General features: G+C 66.1%; 7 protein-coding genes and 1 pseudogene. 4 read left to right on the forward strand and 4 right to left on the reverse strand.

The window, feature by feature from the left end; translation table 11 throughout:
- Positions 1-49: 49 nt before the first annotated feature.
- The 3 genes and pseudogenes from ACFV1W_RS34175 to ACFV1W_RS34185 all read left to right on the forward strand — a co-directional run bounded on the left by ACFV1W_RS34175 (position 50) and on the right by ACFV1W_RS34185 (position 2862).
- Positions 50-1762: a phytoene desaturase family protein gene (locus tag ACFV1W_RS34175; protein ID WP_380421150.1), complete on the forward strand. Its 1713-nt coding sequence runs from the start codon at positions 50-52 to the stop codon at positions 1760-1762.
- Positions 1763-1903: 141 nt separating this feature from the next.
- A pseudogene (locus tag ACFV1W_RS34180) lies at positions 1904-2101 on the forward strand (response regulator transcription factor); the annotation flags it as partial.
- A gap of 380 nt (positions 2102-2481) precedes the next feature.
- Positions 2482-2862 (forward strand): very short patch repair endonuclease, encoded by a 381-nt coding sequence (locus ACFV1W_RS34185; protein ID WP_380421151.1) that lies wholly within the window; start codon positions 2482-2484, stop codon positions 2860-2862.
- A 178-nt stretch (positions 2863-3040) separates the two neighbouring features.
- Here ACFV1W_RS34185 and ACFV1W_RS34190 read toward each other — a convergent pair whose 3' ends face one another.
- The 4 genes from ACFV1W_RS34190 to ACFV1W_RS34205 are packed head-to-tail and all read right to left on the reverse strand — an operon-like array spanning position 3041 to position 11718.
- On the reverse strand, positions 3041-3367 hold the full coding sequence (locus tag ACFV1W_RS34190) for a transposase (RefSeq protein ID WP_380421152.1): 327 nt from the start codon (positions 3365-3367) through the stop codon (positions 3041-3043).
- A 31-nt stretch (positions 3368-3398) separates the two neighbouring features.
- Complete coding sequence (locus ACFV1W_RS34195) at positions 3399-8438, reverse strand: FtsK/SpoIIIE domain-containing protein (RefSeq protein ID WP_380421153.1); 5040 nt, start codon at positions 8436-8438, stop codon at positions 3399-3401.
- Complete coding sequence (locus tag ACFV1W_RS34200; RefSeq protein ID WP_380421154.1) at positions 8435-9841, reverse strand: hypothetical protein; 1407 nt, start codon at positions 9839-9841, stop codon at positions 8435-8437. Before ACFV1W_RS34200 ends, ACFV1W_RS34195 begins: the two co-directional genes overlap by 4 nt.
- A gap of 44 nt (positions 9842-9885) precedes the next feature.
- The gene (locus ACFV1W_RS34205; RefSeq protein WP_380421155.1) at positions 9886-11718 is read right to left on the reverse strand and encodes a hypothetical protein; all 1833 of its coding nucleotides are present in this window, start codon (positions 11716-11718) and stop codon (positions 9886-9888) included.
- Positions 11719-12250: 532 nt separating this feature from the next.
- Here ACFV1W_RS34205 and ACFV1W_RS34210 point away from each other — a divergent pair.
- Entirely contained in the window at positions 12251-13471 is a 1221-nt protein-coding gene (locus ACFV1W_RS34210; protein WP_380421156.1) for an IS256 family transposase, read from the forward strand.
- Positions 13472-13832: the final 361 nt, after the last annotated feature.

Below are 13832 nucleotides of genomic sequence, written 5' to 3' on the forward strand. Positions count from 1 at the left end.
GCGGCGGCACCTTCCGATGGGCAGACGAGTGGGGGCGGAAATGCGGGGAGTGCAAGGTCCGACGGCCAGAGCCGGCGAGGACCACTACGACGCGATCGTGGTCGGCAGCGGCCTCGGCGGACTGGTCAGCGCGGCCTACCTGGCCGCTGACGGGCGCAGGGTGCTCGTCCTCGAACAGCACGACGTGGCCGGCGGAAACGCCCATGTCTTCCGGCGCCGGCGCAAGTACGAGTTCGACGTGGGCACCCACTACATCGGCGACTGCGGACCGGACGGCATCTTCCCGGCCATCCTGTCCGGCCTCGGCGTCCGCGACCGGGTGACCTTCCGGCCGATGGACAACGAGCAGGGCTTCGACCGGATCATCACCCCCACCGCCACCCTGGACGTGCCGGCCGACTGGGAGGCCTACCGCGACCGGCTCCGCGCGGCGCTGCCCGAGGAGACCGAGGGGGTCGACCGGTTCGTCCACATCGCACAGACGGTGTCGGGTGCCACCCGGGAGAGCCTGGTCGGCCACCACATGGTCGAGCTCTTCCGCGAGTTCCCGGACACCATGCGGTGGGCCCGCCGGAACCGGTCCCTGGCCGAGGCCCTGGACCACTGCGGGCTCTCACCGAAGGCCCGCACCCTGGTCGCCGCCCAGGCCGGCAACTACGGCACCATGCCGGACGGCATCACCTTCGCCGAGCACGCCGCCATGCTCGACCACTACATGCGCGGCGCCTACTACCCGGAGGGCGGCGGGCAGACCCTGGTGGCCGCCTTCGTCGAGGCCCTGGAGTCGTACGGCGGCGAGCTGCGCACCCGCTGCGAGGCGCGCCGCATCCTGATCGACCAGGGGCGCACCACCGGTGTCGAACTCGCCGACGGCACCCGGATATCCGCCCCACTGGTGATCTCCAACGCCGACTACCGCCGCACCGTGCTCGACCTGTGCGGCGGCGAGCAGGCCTTCCCCGCCGAGCTGGTCGCCCGGACCCGCGCCGCCACCATGCGCGGCGGCCTGGTCGCGGTGTACGTCGCGCTCGACACCGAACTGCCCGGTCTGCCCAACGCCAACATCTGGTGGCACGGCAGCGACGACATGGAAGCCGCCTACGCGGCGATGGTCGAGAGCTGGGAACGCGACGGCATGGTGGACTCGATCCCCCAGCTGCTGTTCTCCTTCGCCTCCCACAAGGACCCGGGCGCGGCCGCGGTCTGCCCGCCCGGCCACAGCAACTTCCAGCTGATGACCCTCTGCCCGCCCGGCCACGACTTCTGGGGCGTCCGGGGCGGCCCGGTCGACGGCGAACCCTACCGCCGCGACGCCGCCTACCAGGCCCGCAAGCGGCAGTTCACCGACCTGATGGTGACGGCCGCCGAGAAGGTGATCGGCCCCTTCCGGGACCGCATCACCCACCTGGAGGCGGCCACCCCGCTCAGCCAGGAGCGCTACATCCGCGGCACCGGCGGCACGCCGTACGGCATGGCCCGCTGGGGCAACGTCAGCCAGCGGCCGGACGTGCGCACCGATGTCGAGGGCCTGTACGTGGTCGGCCAGAGCATCCGCTTCGGCAGCGGCCTGAGCGCGGTCGCCACCGGCGGGATGGCGGCCGCCGGGCAGATCCTCGGCCGCCAGCTGCTGCCCGAAGTGGCGGCCGGCGCGGTGTTCGGCGACCCCGCCAAGCTGCCCGACCGCGGCCCTGACTGGGACCCACTGCTGGTCTCCCGCGGCCTCGCCCGCCGCAACGCCAAGGGCTTCGCCCGCATCGGCTGAGCCCCCGCACCGCCCCGCGCGACCCACCCCCACCGCGACGCCCGCCCCTCCCCAGGCCGGGCGTCGCGCCGTTCCACCCCCGCCGGCCCCCCACCGTCGGCGGCCGGCCAACGGCCCGACCACGGTCACCGCGGAGCTCCCGTGCGCATTGACCTCGCCGAAGACCACTTCCTCCCAAGGGACGGCCTGAACCACCTCCTCCGGGCCCACGGCCACGAGGTCGCCGCCGCCGTGGATAACGGCGCCGACCTCCTCCGCGCCCTCACCGAGCACCAGCCGGACATCGCCGTCGTCGACGTCCGGCTCCCACCCGCCCCCAGGCAACGCAAAAGGCCCGGCCAGAGCTCCTGACCGGGCCTTCCACCAACTGAGCCGCCTGCGGGATTCGAACCCGCGACCTACGCATTACGAGCCCGAGAGTGATCATGCTGACTGCTGCCACCATCGATCGCCTGGTGATGAACCCGCAGGTCAGAAGGTTGCACCATACTCCACGATCCCGCCCGAACCGGCACGTGCTGCCCCGTCTGCTCACGCATCGCTCACGCAGGCGGCCACCTACAGGCGGCTCGCGTCATACGGTCGAGCGGGCCCGACCCCGACAGTGACCTCTGCCGCGAGCTGGAAGGAGTTTCACAACCTTTGATTCCCCTCCGGAAGCGATCCGGGAGAATCGCATCATGCGCCCCGCCCCATCCTCACCATCAGTAACCAGTCGCATGCGCCGCCAGGCGCGTAAGGACACGGCGCCCGAGCTCGCGGTCCGCAGGTTGCTCCACCGAAGCGGACTTCGGTACCGGGTCAACGTGCCCGTGCCCGGTATGTCCCGCCGGACGGTAGACATTAGCTTCCCCCGAGCGAAGGTCGCAGTGTTCATGGATGGATGCTTCTGGCACGGCTGCCCGGAACACGCGACCGAGCCGAAGGCGAATGCAGAGTGGTGGCGGTCCAAGCTCGACCGCAACATGGAGCGTGACGAGGAGACGACACGCCACCTCATGGCCCAGGGATGGACCGTGCTGCGGTTCTGGGAGCACGAGACGGCCTCGGACGTCGCTGCGACGATCACTGCGGCCGTACGACGAAGGGAGCTGGCCTGAGAGCCCGCCGCCTGTCAGTGGGGGAACGGATCTCGGCCACCAGCGCGGCCTCCGTCGCCGCTCGGTCGGCACGAAACCGGGTACCGGCCCGGTAGGCGCAGTACCCGGAACGGGCAATACCCAAAGACCGCACACAGCCGCTGGACGCCGACTCATTGGCATGGGCGGCGGCGAGCCCTCACTTCATCTCCCGCGCGAAATACGCCGCTGCCCTGCGCAGGATCTCCTTCTTGACCTGCCACTCCCGCTCGGCCTTGCGCAACCGCGCGAGCTCGGCCTGCTCGTCCGCGTTCAGGGTTTGCCTGGCCGACGCCGGCTCGGTGGCGGTGGCCCACACCCAGTTCCGCAGCGTCTCGTGGTTGACCCCGATCTCCTTTGCGGCCGCCGCGCAGGTGCACCAGCTCTCCGAGGCCCGGAACAGCACGACGGCATCACGACGGAACTCGTCCGAGTACTTCGACGGACGTCCCGCGCCGGACTTCCCTCCCGGAGCTACAAGATCCAAGTGTCAGGGTGTCCACGTCACGGGGCAAAGCTCAGCTCCCGTCGTAGGCAACCTGCACTCGTATCGTGCCCTTGGCTGTGTGCAGGAAGGCGTCGCCCTGTCCGGCCAGAGCTTCGGCTCCGGTCTCGTCCAGAATGATGCGGCTGTCGGTCGCGGTCTTGACCCGCAGGGCAAGTTGGGCGGGGAAGTTGGAGCGGATGGTCGTCGAGATAACGTCCCCGCTTGGGCGCTGCGTGGCTGCGATGACGTGGATGCCCGCAGCGCGGGCCTTCTGCGTCAGGCGCTTGAGCAGCGCTTCAATTTTCTTCTTCTCTTCGGGATCGCTGGTGAGGTCGGCGTACTCATCGAGGACGATGACGATCCAGGGCTTTCGGTCTGCTTCGTCGACCCTGGCGTTGTACTCGACGAGCTTGCGTGTGCGGATCGCCTTCATGTCCCTGTAGCGCACGGCCATCTCTTCGACGGTTTCCTCAAGAATCTCGATGGCGTCGGCGGCGTCCATACCGATCACGCCATCAAGGTGAGGGTCGTCCTCAAAGTCGACAAGCTCGGTGCCCTTGGGGTCGACGAGGCGCAGTCGCAGGGCGTTCTTGTCGTACCGGACGAGGCCCTTGAGGATCGTGTCCAGGGCGACCGACTTCCCTGATCCGGTAGTGCCAGCCACCAGCAAGTGCGGTGAGTCCGCGGAGGACAAGTCGATGGTAACCGGGTTGCCTTCGATGTCGGCGCCCAACGGGGCGATGAGGCTGTCGGGATCAGCCGGGCACCGCTGCCACAGTGCCTTGGCGTCGACTCCGTACTTCTCGTCGTCGATCTTGGGGATCTCGAAGAGCACGGAGCCGCGGTCGCTGCGGGTGCGAATGCTGAACCCGGAGGGCAATGCCAGGGCCAGGAAGATCTCGTCGCGTCGGTTGGTCAGCTTGTCCACGGTGACCCCAGGGTCAGGGATGAACCGGAAGATGTAGAAGCCCGGTCCTTCCTGCCACTTGCCGATCTCCGGCGCGGTTACCGCGACCCTGTGGCGGGTGAAGACGTCGACAACCTTGTTATATCGAAGCCTCAGCTCCTCCTCTGAAAGCCCACCGCGGTGAGCTTTCAGAGGGACAGGTTCTTCCTCTGCGGCAGGGTGACGCGCAGCTACTGGGCTCGGCACGGTTGTCGGAGCAGTCGCTCCGACAACCTCAACAGGTGCCGCCGGTTCTTCCGGATTAGGCAGGTCGGCGGAAGTGCCTGCTGAGGGGGTCATGACGACTGTGTCGGGGACCTTCACGATCCCGCTGAGGTCCCCAGAGGCAACAAGAGGGTCGGCATTGGTCGGGTCTTGGTTGGCGCGCAGAGCGCCGATGAGGTTCAGCAGTTCGTGCTTGTTCAGCCTCACCAGGGTGTGCTTGCCGAGGCGCCCGACCGCGGGGGCCGGCTGGTCGTCCTCGGCCGAGATGGCCACGGCAACGCCGGTGATTCGACCGAGCCGGACATCCTCGGAGCGCAAGGCGTCGAGGACCTTCGCCTCGACCTGACGGTGGTCACCGTTGCCGATCATGGTGCGGGCTGGAAGGTCTGCAGCCTGTAGGGCGTTTCCACTGGTTTGAGCGATCGCGGCGGCAAGCTCGTCCAGCCAGAAGGGGCGGTCGTGGCGAGCCTCACCATCCGAGCGGAAGGCATCCTCACACAGGTCGGTGGTGCGGTTGAGCTGTTCCTCCGCCGAGCCGAGGTCAAAGGCCTGGCGGAACTTGGACTCGGCGACCAGGACATCCAGGCGAACCGTGCCGTCGCCCTGGACGGTCAGCACGAACCGGCCTAGGTCGGCACGGGTTTTGTGCCCACGGCCGAACCAGCGATGGTGCTCGTCGAAGCTGATCCAGGTGACCAGGCTCGTGCCCTGCCGGGGGACGGGGAACTGCTGGTCGATGACAAACCGGGTGGCTACCAGGCCGACGACTTCGTTGACCGTGGTGCCGATACCGAGGGAGCGCAGCACGGCACCAGGGGCCACATTGCGGCCGACCTCGTAGATCCGCCTAGCGGTGCCTTCCGAGTCCTGCGGGGTGACGACCCCGATCTGCTCCAGTCGGCGGCGCAGTCGCTGGACGACGAACTGCCGGCCGGTTTGCGAGCTGACGATGAGTGTGTAGGACTCGTTCTTGCCGACACTGGGTTTGACAAGGATGACGTCAGGACGGTTACGCAGCGCATCGATCTGCTCGCGTCCGATGAAGCTGTCGAGGGTGACGACCCAGTGGGCCACGCGGTGCAGGGTGGCGAACAAGTCCAGGTGCTGATCGAACTGCACCTGCATCTCGAAGTAGTCGATGCCGTCGACACTCTCCCGGGAGACCGGGGAACGCCGGTCGTAGCGCACGCACAGGGTCGACCAGGACTCAAGAGTCTCGTCGGCGGTCTCGGGCAACAGTGCTCTTACGACGTTCTCGCTGGTCTGAGCCAGGTTGTGCGAGGCCGGATGCTTCCAGGAGTTGAAGGAGCCTGACAAGGATTCCTTCTTGGTGCTCTCCTTGATACTGGTCTGGGTGCCGAACAGTGCCGGAGCAAGAGCGAGGTCGATAGTGTCTTCCAGCTCTGACAGGTCTGCTTCCTGGTCGGGCTCCCATGCCCGAAGGATGAGTTGGACGTCGGGCAGGAAGCTGTCCTCGGACATCTCCGTGCCGGAGAACTGCAGGTCGAAACCCTGGATGATCTCGTGATGGGTGGTCTGAGGAGCCAGCACGACCAGATCGACCTTTAGGCGGGGGTTCTTGGCCCGCATCTGCTTTGCCACGCGCATGGGCAGGACAGGGTCGCCGTTGCGGTCCAGAAGCAGTACGCGCAGGCCGTCGAGCTTGTGGGGGTAGGTCGTCAGATAGTCAGTGATGACACGGACCATCTCGTCGATCGCAGTCTCGTCCACGCTGGAGAGCCAGTCCTTGGACTCGTTGCCGCCGTAGCGGACCGGCGCGTACTCCTCGTGTCCGGCCGATTCCCTCATCGGAATGGCGATCGTGCCGCCGGGCCCGACGAGGACTGCCGGTGTCCCGTGTGGGGAGATGCGGTCGATGGCGTCGAAGAAGAGGTCCTCGTTCTCCTGGTTGAGGCTCAGACCTCCCTCCTTGTTCAGGGCAGTCCCGATGCTACTGGCGGTCTCCGTGTAGTTCTTTGCCAGCCAGCGCAGCTTCAGCGGGTGGGTGGCCAGCATCATCATGCGGTGATCGGCCAGCCCGATGACATCTGTCAGGACGACGGCTTCGAGGTCTGCGTTCGGAGCATTGTCGGGAACCAGGGTGGTGCGAGCTTCGCGGAGTACGCCTTCCCACTCGCGTACGTAATCGTTGATGATCGCGGCGTCGAGCCCGCCAGAGAACCGCTCAAAGTGCTCCACCTTGAGGCGCTCGAGCTGGCCAGCGAAATGTGATGCGGGGACAGGCGCAGGCTCGTCGACCTGCCACTGCCGGGGGTCATTGAACTTCGCGAGGAAGGTGTCGAAGGTCAGATTGCTGGCCTGGCCGGGGACATTTCGCCAGCCGTGGATGAGGGCTGCCAGTGCGATCTGCCCGGGGATGCCCAGGGGGTCCCAGCGAAAGCGTCGCTGGGCGGCGCCGTCCATCTCGACCAGGATGCGCAGCGGGGCCCACTCGGTGTTCGGGTCGAACGGCTCGTCCTCCTTCGGCAGGGTTGGCTTGTTCAGGTCCAGCAAGCAGTCCTTGACCTCCAGGGTCAGGCGAAGACCGGTGGAATCCTGGACATCACGCAGGGTGCGTGCGTACAGGAAGGCGAACAGCCAGCGGCTCCATCGCCCGGCTTCCTGGTTGCCTTCAAGCCCGACGACGACGGAGCCTTCCTCTTCGTCGGAGAAGTAGGTCAGCTCGCGCAGCAGAGCACGTAGCGGGTCCTGGACGAACTGAGAGTCCGGGAAGGCAAGCTTCTCGACTTTGCGGCGCGACCGCTTGGACAGCAGGTCGGCCAGCGGTTCGGCCCCACCGACGGGAGCCTCGTCAAGGAAGCGCTGTGCGGATTCCTGGTCCCCGCGGTCGAGCGCGTCTTCGATCACCATGGCGTCGAACTCGTCGACCCGCTCTGCGTCGGTCCTCTCGATCTCCTGCCTGAGCTGCTGGCCTAGGCCGATCTTCTTGGACTTCTGCTCGAAGACTTCGAGCCAGAGGGTCAGGTCCTGCTCGCGGCGGAGCTGACGAGGATCCTGCGGGGTGGGGCCACTGTGATTGAGGTTGAGCACCAGGCTGCGCATGCGTTTCTTGGCAGTCTCGGAGTCCGCACCGATGTGGTCCAGGGACTCCTCGCTGAACTCGGTCGTGTTGATGCGGTGTATCAGGTCTTCGTCAGTGATCTCCTTGCCGGTGGGCTGCTTGAAGGCACTGACCGAGACGTTCTTCTTGATCCGGGCGGACAGCGCGGCGGGCTTGATGAAGAGTCCTCGGTCCGGGAACAGGTCAAGAGCGGGCAGGGCCGCGGAGATCTCGCGGCAGACCACGTCAGGGGTATGGACCTGAGTTGCTGCGACCTTCTGCGCGGTCTCGACCAGGAAGGCTGCCCAGCGGTGCAAGGACCGGGGCTCCTCATCGGTGACTGAGCGCCAGATCTCCGGCAGAAAGTTACCCATCAGGACCGGAACGGTGCCGGCGCCACCCGCCTCCCGCCATGCTTCGGCCATGAACCTGTCGAACCCACGCTCGCTGGAGGCGTCGTGGTAAGTGCCCAGGATCGTGGCATCGTCAAGAGCGTTCATGGCAGCCAACCCCTGCGCGTCCGGAGACTGCCCCCACTCGAAGAGCAACACCGCCTTGCCCTGTCCCGAATTTCGCCACTTCGTCAGCTGGTCCTGCGGATCCAGCAGGTACTCAACAGGTACGTCTTCGATAGATTCTGAGGTGCCCACCTTGACGACGACCTGACGGTCCGGCGACTCCGAAAGCCGCTGCGCCGTGCGACGGAGAGCCTCGGCCACGGTCGGCCGGTCGAACCCGCTGACGCGCAGGACGGCACGGGCTCCGCTGATCTCAGTGACCTTGCGGAGTGCTTCGTCGGCGACGAACCGACCGAGCGCTCGGATGCTGCTGCCGGTCACCGGGGCTCCCCTCGAACCATGCTGGTTGCATCTGAATATTGAGTGAGCAGACCGATGGCGGCCAGCTTCTCCCGGAAGGCCTTGCCGTTGTGGTCGAGGACCGATGGGTCGACCTCGTGGGCCAACGGGCTCGCAGCCGCGACCTTGTTCTCCACCACGAGCCCGTACTTCTCGTACAGAAGCGCGCAGAACTGGTCGAACTCCATCTCCGTGCCCTGCGGGACGGTGGCAGATACCAGAGCCTCCAGCATCGGGGGCTTCAAGGTGAAGTGCCGGCGCCCGACCGTCGCGTTCAGGGCTCCCACAGCGGCGAGGGTCTCGCTGAAGAACGCTCGAGGTGAGGCGACCGCGTTGCCGGCCTCCTGAGTGAATCTCTCGTAACGGCGCTTCCTGACCTCGTCGCCTTCGGCTTCGACTTCGGCGATCATCTCCCGAGCCTGGACGTTAATCGCGTTGACGATGTCGTTGCGGAAGCTGGTGAGGTTCTTCTGCGACTCTCTGCGCAGCGGGGTGGTCTCGCTACCGAAGTCCAAAAGGATCGATTCGCGATCGGTGGCGCCGAGCTTCCGGCGTGCGAGTCGCAGCTGGTGGCGTGCCAAGCAGTAGGGGACCCAGTGCATAAGGCTCTCCGTGCGCTTGGCTCTGGGGACCGCCGCTGTCCGAGCGACGATGTTGCGAGCGCCTTCCCTCAGCAGGTCAGGCCACGGGCTGAGATCCTCGTGCAGCTTGATCCCTGCGTCCGAGCCCTGCACGGGCACTTCGTCATAGTCGAAGTCATGCGCGCTGAGGGCCTTGGCAAGGTTGCCCAGCGGGGTGCCGCTGTCCTGCACGAGGTCGCGCAGGCCCTGTCGGGTCGCTTCCTTGCGGCCGGGATCGGAGTCGCTGCGCAGGACCTTGTAGGCCCAGCTGCCACCATCACGGAAGAGGTAGCGCTCGATGTTCGGAGCATTGATGCCAGCAACGACCTTGTCAGCCTGCTTGCGTTTCTTTGGGCTCCTCTTGAGGGAGGCATCGCTCTGCTTGATCCGTCGTTCGACTGCGTCGTAGTGGATGAGCTCACCGACAAACGGATAGATGTGCGCGCCGAACCAACTGGGCAGGCTACGACGCCCGGGGATCTCGACCAGCAGGGACGAGAACAAGGCGTGGAGCGTTTCCATCGTCTCGGGAGAGTCCAGCTCGACGGCCTTGCCGAGTTCTTCGGCGCCCTCGACGATGCGGGCCTTGGTCGCGATCCGCCGGGCCAGGTCGTGCGAGGTCCTCTTGTAAGCCGTTTCGGCTCCGTCGTCCAGGAGCCCTGCGAACTTCTCCGGGTCCTCCTGATGTGCCAGGTAGACGCCGCGGGCGATCGCGAGCATCTCAAGCGGGACGTAGAAACCACGGCCCTGCTGTTCGAGATTCACTCCGAAGAGACGAAGGACGACCTCTGCCTTGGAACGATCAGCCATCACGCACGCACCGACCTGATCTTGTCACCGACGTCGATCATCAGCTTTCTCATGACGTTACCCACCAGTACCTGGATCTCGTCGTCCCTGTTCGAGGAGTCGGCGAGCTCTGCCAAGGCTCCGCTGAGGCCGCGGATCTCTGCCTCGTGCTGCACCTCGCTACGCAGGCCTGCGGCCCACCGGGTCAGCAACTCAAAGCGCAGAAGGTCCGCTTCCACCGAGACTGCGTCCAGGCCGGGGGCTACGGCCGGAATACGGATGTAGATGGCCCGGTTGAGCCACTCGACGGCGTTCTGCATCTCGGGGGTGACGCCCGTACGGCCTTCTTCTTGCCACTGGGTGACCTGGTCGACGACCTCAACGCCCTTGCTGGGCACTCGCCGGGAGATCACGGCCGCGCGGGCGCGGTGGGTGAAGAAGGCGGGGTCAAGTATGAAGAAGTCAGGGTTGCTCCCGGCCCGGTGGATGCCCTGGACCGCTTCCAGGCCCTTGAGGAAGCGGTCTCGCACTCTGGTGTCTGCCGGGTCCCGGTTCTTGTCCTGGACCCGGACGAAGTCGTCGCCAGCCTGCAGGCCCATGCGGGCGAACCGGTCCGTGTTGTCGTCGCTGTTGAAGAAGTCGGCTCGTCGCAGGAACGTGTACAAGCCCCGCAACTGTTCGGCCTGCTTGTGGACGTCCCGATTTGTGCGGACCTTCTGCAGGTAGCCGCTGGCGTCCGTGGGAGGGAAGTCGCCGGCCGTGTCCGGGTCCAGCCGGTCGTCAACTTGGCGACGCGAGACCTTTCCCGGGTCCAGCTTGCGTAGCGCGAAGAAAGCAGGAACCTGATGCCGCTGTTGCGGGGTCAGCCGGTCACCGAAGAGTGCCTGGTGGTACAAGTGGGGAGCTTGCCACAGCCTGCTCGAGTGTGACCGCTGGTACCTGACATGGACGTTCTCGCAGGACAAGCCGCCAGTGAGCATGTAGCTGGTCACCGACAGCGCTTGCCGGGTCGTGACTACGGCCCCGGTGCGCTCTGCCGCGGCGAACACGTCCCGGATCGCAGCCCGGCGCTGAGGCCCGCGCGTCGGATCGCTCAGCTCGTTGCGGTTGGCCAGGATCGGGCAGACATTCCGCGCATCACAGGTCTCGCAGGGCTTCCACCGCGACCATTGCGTGGTCGTCCACTGCTTCAGAACCCAAGGGATGAGCCCTCCGTTGGGGCTGTCGGCTGCGACGGACTGGTAGTTGAGGTTGATGACAATGACTGTGCCACCAGGGTCGCTGACCTGCCCGCGGACAATGCCCTCCGTGAGGGTGTCCACCAGAATCCTGGTGCGCCTCGTGCCGCCTTTCTTGAGGTTGTCGTCTTCGGCGACGCACTTACGTAGCTGGCCCTCGTTTGCGCAGATGATCGCGACGCCCTCGCCCGGAGGGTCAAGCAGCTCCACGAGCTTGTGAGCGCCCGCCTGCAGGCTGAGCTCGCTGAGATCCTTGAGGATGTACAGCGGACGTCCGCTACGGGTCCGGCCCACGGGCCGGCTGGCGTCTCCGGCCTCGAACAGCTCGCGGAAAACTGCCTTCCGAACGTCTGGTGGGATCGTCTCGGCATCGACCTGCAACCAGGCCAAAAGGCTGGCGCACAGGCTCGTCTTGCCGTGCCCGGCATCCCCGGTGAGGACGATGGTCTTCGTGGCTGGCCGCTCAATGGCGTTCCGCAGGTAGTTCAGCGTCACGACGGGGAACAGTGACTGGGTCCAGTCTGCCTGCAGCTCGTAGATCATCTCAGAGGTGTCGGCGTCGAACGGCTGATAGCGACGTATCCGTTGGACGTGCTTGTTGACCTCTAGCGGCATGCTGCTGCCCTTCGTCGACCAGTCCCGAGCGCTGCAAAAGTCTAGCTGTCACCGCTCCTGACGATAGATCAAATTCTATGTCAGACCGAAGCCTGCCTGGCACGCCAGCGCGTGACTGCGGCGGTGGTCTTACGAATCCCCGAGTATCGCGCTCAGCGCCGAGGCGCTCGATGTTCACTGCGATCGCGGGACGGGGGCCTTGTCGTGCCGTGGCAGTAACAGCGCCACGCCTGATGGCTGTTGACCAGCCTGTTCAGGGCGCCCGCGATGCCGGAAGGCGAGGCGTAGAACCGTGGTGATCGTTACGTCAGGCGCCAGTTCGAGCTCATACGAGGATCTCGCGAGTTGGGGCTGCTGGGTTGTGTTCGGTTTGACGACTCATCCGTTTTTGGTGGCATGAGTGCGCCATGGATGGTCGATGAGATGGCGTCCCACCGAGTGGTGTAGCAGAGATCTTGGTGTAACCCCTGGCCATGAAGCAGCCATCGCGCAACTCTCCGAGTAGGCATGCTCGTTGAGTGAGAGGTGCGCGATGGCCTTGTCCCAGTCTGACCTACTCCGGCTCATGGAGTCACTGCGTACGGCGGACGGAATCGAGTTGATCAGGACCCTCGCCCAGCGGATCCTGCAGGAGTTGATCGAGGCCGAGGCAACCGCCCGGATCGGCGCGGAGCCGGGCGAGCGCACCGAGGCCCGCACCACGTGGCGCAACGGCCACCGGGACAAGACCCTGACCACGCAGGCCGGCGACCTGGAGCTGGCCATCCCCAAAGTCCGCACCGGCAGCTTCTTCCCCAGCCTGCTGGAGCGCCGGCGCCGGATCGACCAGGCGCTCTACGCAGTCATCATGGAGGCCTACGTCCTGGGCGTGTCCACCCGCTCGGTCGACGACCTGGTCAAAGCTCTGGGCGCGGACACCGGGATCTCCAAGAGCGAGGTCTCCCGGATCTGCGCCGACCTGGACGAACAGCTCACCGCCTTCCGCACCCGGCCCCTCGACCACACGCGTTTCCCCTACATCTACCTCGACGCCACCTACTGCAAGGCGCGAGTGAACCACCAGATCGTCTCCCGCGCCGTGGTCGTCGCCACCGGCATCACCGAGGACGGCGGCCGCGAGGTGCTCGGGTTGATGGTGGGCGACAGCGAGACCGAGGTGTTCTGGGCCGAGTTCCTGCGCTCCCTGCGCGAACGTGGCCTGACCGGGGTCCGCCTGGTCATCGGCGACCACCACAGCAGTCTGGTCAAGGCGATCCGCAAGGTCATGCTCGGCGCCGCATACCAGAGATGTCGCGTTCACTTCCTGCGCAACGTCTTTGCGGTGATCCCGAAGGAGGCGGCCGAGATGGTCGCCGCGACCATCCGCACGATCTTCGCCCAGCCCACCGCCGAGGCCGTGCGCACGCAGCTCGACACCGTCGCCGACATGCTCGGCAAGCAGTTCCCGAAGGTCAAGACGATGCTCCTGGAGGCCAAGGACGACCTGACCGCCTTCGCGGCCTTCCCGGAACGACATTGGAAGAAGATCCAGTCGACCAACCCGCTGGAGCGGATCAACCGCGAGATCAAACGTCGCACCGACGTCGTCCAGGTCTTCCCGAACGACGACGCGCTCCTGCGGCTGGTCACCGCCGTCCTGTTCGAGATGCACGACGAATGGATCGCCTTCCCCCGCCGATACCTACCCGAGGGCAGCATGGACCAGCTCTACCCCGCCAAGCACACCCGCGATGAACTTCCGTCCACGGCATGATGGTTGGCGCACAACCACTACACCATTTCAAGGGACACGACCGTCGATGATGAGCTGCGGTCATTGATCGAGCCGGTCCTGCCCTCTCGGCCGGAGCGGTTCCCGGGACCTCGGCCGGTGGGCGACCGGCCCTGTCCGCAGGGGATCCTGTTCGTACACAGGCATCATGTGACAGCAGCTGCCCCCGGAGCTGGGCTTCGGCTCCGGGCAGACGTGCTGCCGGCGGCTGTGTCGGTGGACAGGGTCGGCGTGTTCGGCCAGGTGTATGAGCTTGCTCCGCTTTGACGGACACCGTTGGTGTGGTGGTCAGGCCGCCAGCACGGTCTCGTACTCGGCTGGGCTGCGGTAGCCGAGGCTGCTG

It is taken from the genome of Kitasatospora sp. NPDC059648 (genome assembly GCF_042734825.1).
GTDB lineage: Bacteria > Actinomycetota > Actinomycetes > Streptomycetales > Streptomycetaceae > Kitasatospora.

Coding starts and splice junctions, on each gene's coding strand:
- ACFV1W_RS34205 (WP_380421155.1), bottom strand. CDS start 11,718: ATGCCGCTAGAGGTCAACAAGCACGTCCAACGGATACGTCGCTATCAG.
- ACFV1W_RS34185 (WP_380421151.1), top strand. CDS start 2,482: ATGCGCCGCCAGGCGCGTAAGGACACGGCGCCCGAGCTCGCGGTCCGC.
- ACFV1W_RS34210 (WP_380421156.1), top strand. CDS start 12,251: ATGGCCTTGTCCCAGTCTGACCTACTCCGGCTCATGGAGTCACTGCGT.